The sequence below is a fragment of the Dyella caseinilytica genome (assembly GCF_016865235.1).
Lineage (GTDB): Bacteria > Pseudomonadota > Gammaproteobacteria > Xanthomonadales > Rhodanobacteraceae > Dyella_B > Dyella_B caseinilytica.
The window spans coordinates 884,147-898,428 of record NZ_CP064030.1 but is presented as its reverse complement, the minus strand read 5'-3'; the positions used below and the strand labels follow the sequence as shown (position 1 = coordinate 898,428).

The window sequence follows — 14,282 nt, the reverse complement described above, 5'->3', positions numbered from 1 at the left end:
TGGCACACTATCGTGACTTACTTAGTCCCACATAGAGGTGTTCGCCATGCAGCGATTTCGATGGATTCTTACGGCGGCGGTGCTTGGCAGCGCCACTACCTTGATAGCGGCTCCCGCTGCCATGGATGGCGCACCGGTCGCCAAGGCCGGCGGGCCGGCTATCGGCATTGACCTCAAGGGCATCGACCACACCGTGTTGCCTGGCAACAATTTCTTCGATTACGCCAACGGCAACTGGCTGAAGACAGCGCAGATCCCTGCCGACCGCTCAAGCACCGGCACCTTCCTGCAGGTCTACGAGCTGGCCGAGAAGCGTACCGCCGGGCTGATCCGCAACATCGCCCAAGGCCATGCCGCACCCGGCAGCAACGAACGCAAGATCGCCGATTACTACGCGGCCTACATGGATGAAGCGGGCATCGAAAAGCACGGCCTCGCTCCGCTTAAGTCGCAATTCGACCAGATCGACGCGATAAAGACGCGCGATGATCTCGCCAGCGTGCTAGGCAGCGAGCAACGTGCGGACGTCGACCCGATCAACGACACCAACTTCGCGACCGAAAACCTGTTCGGCTTGTTCGTCACGCAAGGCTTGGAAGATCCGTCGCATGCCATGGCATATCTGCTGCAAGGCGGCATCGCGATGCCCAGCCGCGACTATTACCTGTCGCAAGACAAGGAGATGGTGGACGCGCGCGCCAAATACCAAACCTATGTCACCTCGCTGCTGAAGCTGGCCGGCACACCCGATGCCGAAACGCAAGCCAAGTCGATCATTGCGCTCGAGACCAAGATTGCGCAGGCGCAGGAAAGCCTGGTCGATAGCCAGGATGTGCATAAGGCCAATAACGTGTGGAGCATGAGCGACTTTGCTCAGAAGGCGCCTGGACTCAACTGGACCGCCTATTTCAAGGCCGCGGGCCTGGGCGACCAGACGCACATCGACGTATGGCAACCCTCCGCCACCACCGGCCTTGCTGCCCTCGTCGCCAGTGAACCGCTGGAAACCTGGAAGCAACTGCTGCGCTATCACGCTCTGGACAGCGCAGCGCCCCTGCTTCCCAAAGCCTATGCGGATCTGAACTTCGATTTCTACGGCACCACTTTGCAAGGCACACCCAAGCAACAGGATCGCTGGAAGCGCGCCGTTGCCGCGACCAACAGGGATTTGGGTGATGCTGTCGGCCAGATCTACGTGAAGCAGTACTTCCCGGCTTCGTCTAAAGCGAAGATGGAAGAGATGGTGAAGAACATCATTGCTGCCTTCGCCGATCGCGTGGATACGCTGGCATGGATGACGCCCGCGACGCGCGCCAAGGCCAAGGAAAAACTTGAAACCCTGCGCGTGGGCGTGGGCTATGCCGAAACCTGGCGCAGCTACAGCTCGCTGGATATCCGCACAGACGATCCAGTGGGCAATCACGAACGTGCTGTCGCACTCGAATACCAGCACCAGCTCGCCAAGCTGCATCAGCCCGTGGATCGCGGTGAGTGGTGGATGACGCCGCAAACGGTGAACGCGGTAAATCTGCCCCTGCAGAACGCCCTCAACTTCCCCGCCGCGATTCTGCAACCGCCATTCTTCGATCCGAACTCGGATGAGGCTGCCAACTATGGTGCCATCGGCGCCATTATCGGCCACGAGATCAGCCATAGCTTCGACAACACCGGTGCGGACTTCGACGCTCAAGGCAAGATGGAAAACTGGTGGACGCCACAAGACGCCGCACATTTCCAGGCAGCCACGCAAAAGCTGGTCAAGCAATTCGACCAGTATGAAGCGCTGCCAGGCATCCACGTCAATGGCCAGCAGACACTGGGCGAAAACATCGCCGACGTCTCCGGCTTGACCGTGGCTTATGCGGCGTATCACAAGTCGCTCGGCGGCAAGCCTGCTCCGGTGATCAACGGCCTGACCGGCGATCAGCGCTTCTTCCTCGCCTTTGGCCAGGCATGGCGTTCCAAGATCCGCGACGCCGCGCTGCGCCAACGTCTCGCCACCGACGTGCATGCACCGGCCAACTTCCGTGCACTCACGGTGCGCAATATCGATGGCTGGTATGACGCCTTCAGCGTGAAGCCCGGCGAGAAGCTTTATCTCGCGCCGGATGATCGCGTGAAGATCTGGTAAGAACGCCGATTCAAAAACCAATGGCCGCACTTCTACGAGTGCGGCCATTTTTATTTTCGTTACCACGGATCGACGACGCCGCTTTATCACTCACCACAAATAACGCAATCCCACGTTGGCATTGAAGCCCTCGCGTTTGGCATTTGCCGAAGTCCCCAGCTCGTGCTCGTAACCCATCGAACCGTAAACACTTAAGCGAGTCAGCAACTTTGCGGTGACGCCACCATCGAGCTCGGCACGACTGGCTTGCGGCACGAGTGGTGCGGTGCTTGCGTCGCCTGCTGAGTCGCCAAACACCGTCGTACTGCGACCACCCCAATCACGCCAGACATTCAGCGCAGCATACGGCTCCCACAGCTGTCCATTGGCACTCGTCAACTGCCATTTGCCGCGAACGCCAACACGACCTGTCGAGCCATTGGTGCTGCCAAGATTCACCTCGCCCAAACCGTCGTCATTGGGGCTGAAAGCGGTGTGCTGCCATATCGCCTGCACTTGCGGCTCAAGTACAAAACTCGAACCCAATTGCGGCAGCGAGAACGGATAACCAAACTCCAACGACCCCATGAAGCCGACGCCGTTCGTGTTCAGGCGCGTATTTTCCGTCGTGGCGGCGCCGTTGTAGGTGCTGGCCTGCACCACGCCATCCAGATACCAGCCACCGGGTCCATCATGTGTCCAATAAGCACCTGCGGATGTCGCGCGCAGGGTCAGGTCACCGGTGTGCTGCATCGCGTAGTTGGTGGCCTCTTCATTGGTCACCAGACCACGCACACTGATGTCAGCCTGACCGTAAGAGACGTAACCACCAAAACGATCGACATGACCGGCGAACGTTTCACCCTGCCAGACATCTACACCCGTCTGGAAGCCATAAAGATTGCCATTCGCCTGGGGTGCCGCGAACGCGCGATAACTGTTGTCGATGTTGGTCGCGAACAAACGTCCCCACGCAGAAGGGCCCTGATCCGTGCCTGCCGACGATGACGCCATCAAGGCACTGTCACCGATGCGTTGGTCCATGGTTCCCAACGTAAGCATTCCCAATTCACGGGCCACCGGTTGCACGACACCATACGTAGCAACCTCCGGCCCGATGATGGGATAGACGCCGGGCGGCAGTGGCTCAGGTGGTGGATCCGGCGGGAGCGGCGGTTCGGGTGGCACTGGCGGCTCAGGCGGCTCGGGGGGTTCCGGCGGTACTGTGAACTCGTTGCGCAGATACCAACTGTCTGGGCTCGTTCCATCCACGCTGCCACGAAACAATCGATAGTCGAGCGCTCCGCTGCGTGTCTCACCAATCAGGTTGAAGGCATCCGTCGCAGTCGTAGCACCATTGATCGCGGAAACCACCAGAATGCCGTCACCACTGGTTTCGGCGGCAGCTGTAGCCGTGTTGTGCACGATCACACCGGTGATACCGGTCGCGGCGCCGCCATCGATGGCCAATATATCCGAAGGTGAGCCGTCGCCACCAAGGTAGGTATTGAGCGCCAGTACACCACCCTGCCCGACATAGTTGCCATGAATGGTGAGCGTGCCGTAGTTTGTGTCGCCAGCGATGGCATTGCCCGGCCACACCGTGCCTTGATTGATCACGTCAGCATAAAGATCGCCGAAGCCGGACAAGGTCGCACCGGATGCAATGGTCGTGGTGTCCGATTGAATCGAACCATCGACGGCCAGGATGCCACCCAAAATGTTGGTCGGCCCTGTGTAGGTTTGAGCACCTTCCAGTTGCAATGTCCCCGGACCCAACTGCGTCAAACCACCGGTGCCGCTGATGATGTTGGAGTAGACGACGGTATCGGAACGATTGAACGCCAGCGTGCCGTTGTTGGTGACATCACCCACGATGCTGCCAGTGGTGCCACCGCTGCCAAGCTGCAATGTACCAGCGCTGATGGCGGTGCCGCCGGTGTACGTATTCGTGCCGGTGAGTATCGTGGTGCCTGTACCGATCTGGTTCAATGAACCCGATCCTGAGATGCTTCCGGATAGCGTGACTGTGCTCGATTGATCAATCGTCAGTGCCGCGTTCGCAATGCCTGCTCCATCCATGATTGCGCCGACGACGCTGCCACTGGTACCACCATCGCCCAGCTGCAACGTGCCGCTGACAATCAATGTTCCACCGGTATACGTATTGTTGCCTGTGAGAATGGTGGTTCCCGTTCCGGACTGAGCCAAGCTTCCACTACCTGAAATCACTCCGGACAAAGTCAATGTATCGGAATGGACGACGGCCAGCTGACTGTTGTCGATGACATTGCCGACGATGCTACCTGTCGTACTTCCGTTGCCAAGCTGCAACGTACCGGCATTGATCCGCGTACCGCCGCCATACGTGTTAGTCCCCGTCAAAACCAGCACACCTGCGCCATTCTTTATCAGGCTTCCGCCTGCGCCAGCAAGATTTCCGGCAAGGGTCACATTGTTGCCATTGGTATCGAATGTGGCACCGTTGACGCCCAGCGGATTCAAGCGCGCAGAGACGTCGACCCGGTTGCCAGTTGCCCATTGCAAACCGCCACCATTGAGAGTGATGTTGCCTGTGCCAAAATTCGACAAAGCGGCAAAATTAATCAGCCCACTGGTCACCGTGGTACCACCTGCGTAGGCGTTGCTTGCTGTCAACGTGAGTATGCCGGCACCGTTCTTGGTAAACCCACCCGCGCCACTCAATACGGAACTCACCGTAGCATTAGCGCCGGCGCCTTCGATATCAAATATCTGCGCGCCACCACCGGCCAAAGTGATACCAGGAATGGACACTGTCATATTCTCGCCACTGGCATAGTTGCCAATGGTGCCGTTGTTCCAGTTGAAGGTGCGCGTAGCGGTGCCCGCGCCAGATTGAATGGTCTGCGCAAGCAACGCACCACCATTCAAATTAACGATCCCGGTCACTGAACCCTGCGAATTAGGATGATCACCCAGTGTCAGCGTTTGTGTTGCGACCGTGGCGTTACCTATTGTCAGGGTACCCGTTGCGCGACCCGCACCGCTTTCGGTGGTCATGTTCTGCCCTACGATGACAGACGTAGCGTCGAGCGTACCGTTTCCAAGAATAAGAGTGCCGACAGCGCTGTTGCTCACGGTGCCGTAAAGCGACTGCCCAATCAGCACATTAGTAACTAGCGCATCCAACGTACCAGCACTTAGATTGACAGTAGCCGACGTACCGGTGTAATTGCTCGACGCTCCCGTACCGATGTTCCAATTCGCCACTGCGCTGCTGCCGTCTGTAGCACGAAGCACCAGGGAACCATTGGTTATTCCGCTCGCGAACTGCATGGTGCCTGTCGACTGATTGGCACCAATGTTAATCGTGTTGGCATTGATCGTATTGCTTTGCCCAAGATTCAGCGTGCCTGTATTGTTATTTGTCGCACTGATACTTCGGCCCACATCAGCAACACCAAACGAAGACGTCGTAATGACGTTGCCAGCTGAAGCCAACGTCAAGGTGCCCGAGGCACTACCCGTCACGGAACTACCGATCAATTGCCCTCCGACACTGAACCTTTGCGTAGGATTGTCGAAAATAAAATTGGTCAAGCCAGACATATTCAGAGTCTGATTTGCGCCGCTAGCGGTACCTCCAAGCGCGAATTTTGTTGCTGCACCTGAGTAAGTAAGCGTGTAACCAGAACCAGCGATCGTACCGTTTACACCATTAGCGACAGTGATTGCCGTAACAGATTGATCTCCGCTGAGGGCATAGCTTGGATTGGCGGTTGTAAGGTTGATCGTTTGAGCGCTTGCGTGGCTCAGGACAGTACCCAGTCCGATCATCAGCAGGCTCGTATAAAGCGGCGCCAAACGAAGTCGATCCCGTAGATGCCCCTTGATGCACATCGCAACGTGATCGTTCTTGTCGCCTTTGCGCCAATCCTGATACATGACGGTGCTGCCGATGGCACATTGCAGTCTGCAAGCCTTTCGCTCTCTGCCACTCATGCGACCGCCTCCAAGCAGGTAGAGCCAAGGAATTTCTTTTTTATTCGGCATCCCCATCGATCCACAACGGTTGCAACCTATCCTTCGCTTGTTGACTGCGGTGTAATCCACCCCGGTATCTGCATAGATATCGATATACAAACGACGAACAAGTTGGACAACGTTTAAGGTTAGTTCGATGCTGCCAAACAATGAGTCACATAGAAAAACTCAAGATGGCTAAATATCAGCCGAATGCCAATGCTACAAAAGATGTAGAAGAATAGGCATTGCTGCATGCTGTCTACGCTTTCTTCACATAACGCATAGCGAGCACGCTTGTCATCTATCTGAACGATGACTGGGAAATATTCGATGTCCCGGCGTGCTTACGCCGACATCTCCCCACTCACATGAACTTTCGCGACTTCCTAACCGCCTACGTAATATCGACCAGTTACTCGATAGATTCAATACCGGAAGCCCTAGTACGGGCAATCAATGGAATAAAGTCACACCAACCGCATGTGAAAAAAAAGGCCGCATAGAGCGGCCCTTTAGATGAAACCTCGTGAGGAAGCTCAAGCCTTTGCGCGCTTCAAGCGCTCCTCACCATAGAGGCGCATCTCCTCGCTCAGTGCCCTGGCGACATTCGGCCGTTGAGACAATCGCTTGAAGTAAGCATCCACGTTCGGCCATTGCGCCAGGCTCACACCTGCGAACGCTGCCCAGTTGAGCACTACAAACAGATAAGCATCGGCCACGCTGAAGCGGTCGAGCAGAAATTCATGGGTGGCGAAATGTTTCTGCAAGACGTCGAAGCGCTTCTCTACTTTAGCGCGCACATAGGTCTTGGCCTCTTCCGGCGCCTTGGGATCAAGCAATGGTGTGAATACGGCTTTGTGCAGCTCCGTACTGACAAACCCCAGCCATTGCTGCATGCGGACACGTTCTGATCGCGTCACGGGAGCCAATCCGGCTTCCGGAAAACAATCGGCGATAAAAGGCAGGATGGCTGTGTTTTCGGTCAGCAGCACGCCTTCGTCGGTGTGCAGGACAGGAACCTGCCCTAGCGCATTGACGGCAAGGAAGTCCGAGCCGTCGGGCAAGGTTTTTGACTTGTTGTCCACCCGTGTGAACTCCACGTCAGCGCCAGCTTCGTAGAACGCAATGCGGCTGGCCATCGAGCAAGACAGCGGGGAAAAGTAGAGATTCATCCGGCAAGCCTCCTGAGATAGCTTTTGTACTATATTGAACAAAATAACCCTTGGTCAATCTTTTTATACGATATGGTACAAAAAACTTCTCCCAAGCCTCGCGGACGCCCGCGCGCCTACAATCCTGAGCACGCCTTGGCGAGCGCCCGCGACACGTTCTGGCAGCAGGGTTACTCCGCTACATCACTGGATGACCTGAGCGAGGCGACCGGCATGAACCGCCCAAGCCTGTACGCCGCTTTTGGCGACAAGCGAGCGCTTTATCTAGCTGTCATGGACCGCTACATCTCGGTTAGCCATGACGCGATGGTGGAAGCACTGGCGGCGGATATACCGCTGGAACAAGCCCTGATGAAGGTTTGCGACTTTGCACTGGCCCGTTACTTTCCTACTCAGGCCGACGCGCACGGCTGCTTCCTGATTGGCACATCGTTGGCCGAGGCGATGAATGATGTCGAGGTACGTGAGAAGCTTCGCGCCGCACTGGAAACATTCGATCACGCCTTCGAAGATCGCTTCAAGGTCGCGAAAAAGCGGGGGGAAATTCCAGCCGACTCCAAGCCCGCCGTGTTGGCAAAACTTGCATCGGCCATCATCCACACGTTAGCCATGCGCTCGCGCGCCGGCGACACCAAAGCATCGCTGCGAGCAACGGCCATGGCGGGCATGAAGATGATTTGCGCATCCGGCTAAAAAAGCCTATGGATCGTTCCGTTCAAAGCGCCGCACGTAGTCGCGTGGTCTATCCTGATGGCGCAATCTGATTTGTCTGGCGTAGCCGTCCGTCCGCGTGCAATGGCTCATTCGCGCTAACTGATGCCCATGCCGGCGATACCGGATATCTCACTTTCGTCAAAACCGATCATGCCCGCGAAGCGGCGGCCTCGTTCGGCATAGTCGTGAAACTGATCGAAGCTCGGCGCGCCCGGCGAAAGCAGCACCGTGCCGCCTTCCGGTGTAATCGTCCGTGCCATCTGGATGGCATCGTCCAGCTTGTCCACGTCACCCAGCGGCACTTCCGATCGGGCAGCGCGCAGCGCTGTGGCAATACGCGGGCCGTTGGCGCCCTGCGTAATGATGCGCAGGCTTGTGCGTAACTTGATCGCATCAACAAAAACGGTCCAGTCCAGGCCGCGATCATGGCCTCCGACAATGACGGTTACTTCCCTGCCGCTGAGGCTTTCCAGTGCGGCCAGCGTGGCCTGTGGCGTGGTGCTGATGGAGTCGTTGATCCACTGCAGGCCATCGCGTTCGCCGATGGGTTGCAGGCGATGCGGCAGCGGGCGGAACGTTGCCAGCGCGGGGGCGGCTGCAACGGCGTCGTAGCCCATTGCCTCGAGTGCGGCGAGTGCAGCGCAGGCATTCAACGCATTGTGCGCGCCCGGCACGGCAATACGTTCCAACGCAAACACATCTGTCGCGCCACGGCGAATGAACCCGTCCGCCACATGCCAACCTTCCAGTTGACCGAACAACTGACGATGCGCGTGATGGGCCGTCTTCTCCAGTAGCGCTTCCTGTGTGCCATTCACCAGCAGGCGACGCGCAACATCGGCCAGTTTGAGTTTGTCAGTCACATAGCGCTCGCGCGAACCATGCCAGTCGAGATGCTCTTCATAGAGACTGGTGATAACACCAAGCTCCAAGGGACCTGCTTCACCCGTCTGGAAGCTGGATAGCTCGATCGCCCACAATTCCGCCTGTTGATCGAGTAACTCAAGCAACGGTAAGCCGATGTTGCCGGCCAACGCTGTGCGGATGCCAAGCCCGCGCGAGAGATGCGCCAGCAACGCCGTGGTGGTGCTTTTGCCCTTGGTGCCGGTCACGGCAACCACGCGAGCCTGGGGATTTTCGCCAAACCACAACGCCGTGCCGGACGTGAAACGCGTGCCCTGTGCCTGCGCCGTGACAATGGCGGGTTTGTAGGCGGAAATGCCAGGCGACTTGATAACGATGTCGTACGCGCTCAGCACAACCGCATCCGGCTCATGCGGATAGATGCGCAACGCCGCGTCGAAGGTTTGTGCTTCTGCCACTTCAGCATCGCTGCAATAAAGCGCCAGCGCCACTTCGGGAAGATGCTTTCGCAATGCCTGGATTGCCGCTCGCCCTTCGCGGCCAAAGCCCCAGATCGCGACGCGCTGACCCGCCAGATCGGCTATGCGCATATCAGCCGATCGCTGCCAGCGCCGCCTGCAAACGGCTCGGTACGCGATGTTCCGGGGATGCCTGCAGCCACGGCTCAAGCGCCAGCTGTGAGCTATCCAGTTGCGGCAGGATCTCGCTGCGGAAGCGCGCAACCAGCACATCTTCCTGCCATTCCGGCCGCTGGCTCAACGCGTACATCGCGGCACGCGCTTCTGCACCCTCGCCCACACATTCGAACGGCTTGTGGTCGCGATATTCGAGCAATGCATCAAACCCGGCCGACTGCGCTTCGTCATCCAGCAGATTGCGGCCGAAAATACCAAGCAGCCGCGGCTTGGGTAGGAACGGCGCCAAGGCGAGGAATACGAAGTGGCATTTCGGGCATTGACCGCACCAGCGATCCGCCGGCTTCGGTCCAAGGATCTTGAAATTGCGATTGCAACTGGAGAACACATCGAAGTACGACGTGAGTCTGGCAAAGGCGCGCGTGATCGCCAGCTCCGAATACGGGCGCAGCAGCGAGAAATAATCCAGATCTGCCGCAACATGCGTGTGCAGCCAGTCACCGAACATCTGCTCGAACGCGAAGCCTTTGCTCCACTGGTGATTCACTTGCTGACCTTCATACTCCAGCGTGGCCGCCGAGGCAGAACGCTCATTGGCGAACGCGATGCTGTCGTAACCATAAAGAATGGCTGCGACGGCCAGAATTGCCGAGTTCACCGCGGTGACGGGAACATGCCCGTTCCAGGCACCCAGCCGATTCAGCTCAAACAGACCCGGTGCAAGTTCGCGCTGAATATTGAGCGTCGGCAAACCCGTGCTTTCCGCGCACGCAGCAATCAGCGGCGAATTACCGACCCATACTGCCGTCGCCTCGCCGCCGATCTGCTTGACCGCTTCCACCGCCACCAGAGAATCTTTACCGCCACCGATCGGCACCAAGGTGCGCTTGGGCAGATGCAGCGTGGCTGCTTCCACCCTGTCGGCAGGCTCACCCGAGCGCGGGAAGTTGATCCGACCGCGAAGATCCAGGCCGTTGCGATACGCAAACTCAGCCAAGCCATGCAGGTAAAGCGCTTCGAGCAAATTAGCCGTGGCGTCATCGAGCGGACCGTTGGCCAACTCGATCTTTGGTGGAATACCAGCCTTGTAATAGCTAACGCCGGCAAACAGATGCAGCAGCTTCAGCGCATCATCGAATGCGCGCTTACGCTCAGCAGGAACAGGGGGAGCGGCAGGAAAGCTCACCCGCTCGATCAGTTCCTCGCCCTGGTCGAATGCGTACACCAACTCGGCCACACCATTGGCGTAGCTGCAGCGTACGAAGCGGAAGACCTGGGTCAGGCGGGGTTGGATCGGGTTGGTCACACGTAAGCTCCGGCTTTATTTCTAATACTTCGCGAGGTTGGCCCCTCACCCCAGCCCTCCCCTGGAGGGGAGAGGGGAAGAGCCGCGCTGCGCGTTTACGCCCACTCCCCCACGAGGGGAGTGGAAAAGCGGCGCTGTGCTTTACTCCCTCTCCCCTCCGGGGAGAGGGCTGGGGTGAGGGGCCACTCTTGCCACAGCCCCCGAAATCACCTCAAGCACCGCTTCGGTATTCGTCAACACGTCATTGTTCCAGAAACGCAGCACACGGTAACCCAAAGCTTCGAGCCGATGTGTACGGTCAGCATCCGCTGCCAGCATTTCCGCATGTTGTCCGCCGTCGAGTTCCACAATCAAACCCGTTTCAGGACAGACGAAATCGACGATGTAACGATCGATCTCGTGCTGGCGGCGGAATTTGCTTCCCATCAGGTGTCGATTGCGCAGATAGCGCCAAAGCAGATGTTCGGCATCCGTCATATTGCGGCGCAGTCCACGCGCCCGATCGACATGCATGCGTTTCATCCTGACGCATTGCTCCATGCTTGCCACAAATAACGCCTTCTCCATCCGAGGAGAAGGTTGGGATGAGGGGCCAATCTTGCGATAAACCAACCTAAGAGCCCCGCTTCGTTTTTACTCAGTGCAAGATTGGCCCCTCACCCTGCCCTCTCCCCGAAGGGGAGAGGGAAAAGTGGATCGTCACTCCAGAATGATCTCTTCCGCCTCATCCCGCAGATTGTACGGCGAAGACATGACCTTTCCGTAGGCGCCGGCCTGCGCGATCAGCATCACGTCACCTTCCTGCGCTTCCGGCAGGCGACGGTCGGAGCCGATGACGTCACCGCTTTCGCAAATCGGCCCCACCACTTGGTACAACGCGGTAGCAGGCTCGTCGAGGCGGGTGAGATTCACGATCTCGTGCCAGGCGTCGTATAGCGCGGGGCGGATCAGGCTGTTCATGCCAGTGTCCACGCCGAGGTAGCGCCAGGAACCCTTACCCTTCTGCTGAGTGACTCGGGTGATCAGCACGCCGGCATCGGCGACGAGGTAGCGCCCCGGTTCCATCCATAGCTGGTAATGCGGATAAGCGGATTTGACCTTGCGCAGCACCTCTTCGAGCGCGGCAATATCCAATCGCGCCTCGCCGGGATGCGAAGGGACGCCGAGGCCGCCGCCGATATCCAGGAAGGCCACGCTGCCGATGCGCTCGGCCAGGCTGGCGAGCTGGTTGTAGACCTCGCCCCAGTGCTTGTCGTCGAGGATGCCTGAACCCAGATGCGCGTGCAGGCCGCGCACCGTCACGTGGTGAGCATCGGCAAGACGCAGGAACGCATCGATCTGATCCACCGGCAAGCCGAACTTGCTGCCACTGCCACCGGTGCGCACTTTTTCGTGATGGCCCAGGCCGCGGCCAAGATCAACGCGCAGCACAATCTCGCGTCCACGGAATACATCGCCCCAATGCTCCAGCGGATAGAGCGAATCGAGCGAAACAGTGGCGCGCGTGCTCAATGCCCATGCGTAATCGTCGCGCGGTGCAAAGTTCGGCGTGAATAGCAGCGGCGTAGATTCCGGCACCACCGCCATCACTGCCTTCAATTCGCCGGGCGACACGCATTCGAAGCCGAAACCTTCCTCGGCCAGCGTACGCAAAATGGCTGGATGAGTGTTTGCCTTGACTGCGTAATGCAGGCGATCGACTGCACCAAGCGTTTTCAGTTCACGCGCTTGTTTGCGCACCGTCGGCAAGTGATAGACGTAGCGCGGTGTCGCCTCGCCGCCGAGGGCAAGCAGTTGCTCGCGGCATGAGGAACGCCACCACGCATCTTCGACAGCAACCGTTTCACCGCTGCCGTACAACGTTTGCCAGCTCGGCCCGAACAAGGCGCTGTCGTCGGTGCGCAGAGCGCCGGCAGCGATCAACATCTCGTGCAGGCGCGGCACCAGTTCATCGACCACGCTCTCGTCCACCACGAAGGTGAGGTTGAGATTGTTTGACGACTGCGAAATCAAGTGCACGCGCAACTGCCCGAATTCGGCCAATACACCCGACAAGGTATGCAACATCGAACGCATGCCGCGGCCGGCCAGCGTGATCGCCGCGCATGGCGCAATCACCTTCACGCGGCATACTTTGGAGAGATCGCTGGCCAACGCGGCGACGGCATCGGAATCAAGCAGGTTTTCGGTGGGATCGAGCGACACCGTCACGTTGGTTTCGGCCGAACCAATCAAGTCCACTGACAAACCGTGCTGCTTGAAATGCGCAAACACGTCGGCAAGAAAACCGACTTGCTGCCACATGCCGACCGATTCCATCGACACCAACGTCAAGCCTTTACGTGCACTGATCGCTTTCACGCTTGGCGCATGCTCGCGTACTTCCGGACCGATCACGGTGCCTTCCAACTCGGGTCGGTTGGTATCCTTGATCAGCATCGGCACACGCGGTTCGCGCAGCGGCGAGAGGCAGCGCGGATGCAGCACTTTCGCGCCGGTAGAAGCGATTTCCTGGGCTTCTTCGTAGTCCAGCTTCTGCAGCAGTCGCGCGCCAGGCACCTGACGCGGATTGGCAGTGAACATGCCGGCCACGTCGGTCCAGATTTCCACACGCAGCGCTTTCAGCAACGCGCCAAAATACGAGGCCGATGTATCCGAACCACCACGGCCGAGCAGCACGGTGCGGCCTTGCGATTCGCGCGCAATAAAGCCTTGCGTGATGAACACCTCGCCGAGCTGCGCCAGGCGCGCATTCAAGGCTGGATCAGGCTTGGCTTCGACCATCGCCGAAAGCAGTTTGGTGCGCTCGTTCTGGTTGGGCAGCGATGCCGCGGCCAGACAGTCACGCGCATCCACCCATTGCGTGCGCAAACCGCTATGACTGAGGAACGCTGCGCCGAGCGCGCTGGACATCAGCTCGCCATGCGCCTGCACCGATGCCGACCACGCCAGTTCGCCCAGCGCTGCAGGACCTTCTTCGGCCAGCTTCGCCAGATCGGCCAATCGCGTGCCGAGTGCATCCGGAACCGCCAGCTGCATGTGATCGAGCAAATCGTAATGACGTTGTGCGATCGCTTTGGCAGCCTCGATACGTTTGCCTTTGTCTTCCTGCGCGCACATGTGTTTGAGTGCGTCGGTGATGCCGGTGAGCGCGGACACGACCACCAGCACGCGTGCGCCTTCGGCGCGGCGGCTGGCAACGAGCTCACGGATGTTCTGCCAACGCGGCAGGGTGGCGACACTGGTGCCGCCAAACTTCATCACGATCCAGGGTGCGCCGGAGGTAAGCGGCGCGGGGGCATTCGAGGTCACGGTTTCTCTATCAGGGTTGCGGGGAAGACAATCCCGCCAGTGTTGCGCTGCATCAGCCGGAATGCAACCGGCAATGAGGCATATGGGTTTGGATGGCTAAATGGCTGGCTCTTCTCCCTCCCCCCTCTGGGGTACGCGGGGAGAGCACACGGACGTGCTCG

The 14,282-nt window shown here is 58.6% G+C and carries 8 protein-coding genes; 2 read left to right on the top strand and 6 right to left on the bottom strand.

The window, feature by feature from the left end:
- Window positions 1-46: 46 nt before the first annotated feature.
- The gene (locus ISN74_RS03650) at window positions 47-2,131 is read left to right on the top strand and encodes a M13 family metallopeptidase (protein WP_188797492.1); all 2,085 of its coding nucleotides are present in this window, start codon (window positions 47-49) and stop codon (window positions 2,129-2,131) included.
- Between the two features lie 90 nt (window positions 2,132-2,221).
- On the opposite strand, the gene ISN74_RS03645 is transcribed toward ISN74_RS03650, so the two are convergent.
- Window positions 2,222-6,145: an autotransporter outer membrane beta-barrel domain-containing protein gene (locus ISN74_RS03645; RefSeq protein WP_188797490.1), complete on the bottom strand. Its 3,924-nt coding sequence runs from the start codon at window positions 6,143-6,145 to the stop codon at window positions 2,222-2,224.
- Between the two features lie 509 nt (window positions 6,146-6,654).
- Complete coding sequence (locus ISN74_RS03640) at window positions 6,655-7,290, bottom strand: glutathione binding-like protein (protein ID WP_188797488.1); 636 nt, start codon at window positions 7,288-7,290, stop codon at window positions 6,655-6,657.
- Between the two features lie 24 nt (window positions 7,291-7,314).
- Between ISN74_RS03640 and ISN74_RS03635 the strand changes: the two genes are divergently transcribed.
- The gene (locus ISN74_RS03635; protein ID WP_229678981.1) at window positions 7,315-7,983 is read left to right on the top strand and encodes a TetR/AcrR family transcriptional regulator; all 669 of its coding nucleotides are present in this window, start codon (window positions 7,315-7,317) and stop codon (window positions 7,981-7,983) included.
- 116 nt (window positions 7,984-8,099) lie between these two features.
- Here ISN74_RS03635 and murD read toward each other — a convergent pair whose 3' ends face one another.
- From murD to ISN74_RS03615, 4 genes are all read right to left on the bottom strand, one after another.
- Complete coding sequence (gene murD, locus ISN74_RS03630) at window positions 8,100-9,458, bottom strand: UDP-N-acetylmuramoyl-L-alanine--D-glutamate ligase (RefSeq protein WP_188797486.1); 1,359 nt, start codon at window positions 9,456-9,458, stop codon at window positions 8,100-8,102.
- A gap of 1 nt (window position 9,459) precedes the next feature.
- The gene (murL, locus tag ISN74_RS03625; RefSeq protein WP_188797484.1) at window positions 9,460-10,809 is read right to left on the bottom strand and encodes a UDP-N-acetyl-alpha-D-muramoyl-L-alanyl-L-glutamate epimerase; all 1,350 of its coding nucleotides are present in this window, start codon (window positions 10,807-10,809) and stop codon (window positions 9,460-9,462) included.
- Window positions 10,810-10,950: 141 nt separating this feature from the next.
- Window positions 10,951-11,331 carry an endonuclease domain-containing protein gene (locus ISN74_RS03620; protein ID WP_188797482.1) on the bottom strand — a complete coding sequence of 127 codons (381 nt, stop codon included), beginning with the start codon at window positions 11,329-11,331 and terminating at the stop codon, window positions 10,951-10,953.
- Window positions 11,332-11,508: 177 nt separating this feature from the next.
- Window positions 11,509-14,070, bottom strand: a complete 2,562-nt coding sequence (locus ISN74_RS03615; RefSeq protein WP_229679203.1) for a bifunctional aspartate kinase/diaminopimelate decarboxylase — start codon at window positions 14,068-14,070, stop codon at window positions 11,509-11,511.
- Window positions 14,071-14,282: the final 212 nt, after the last annotated feature.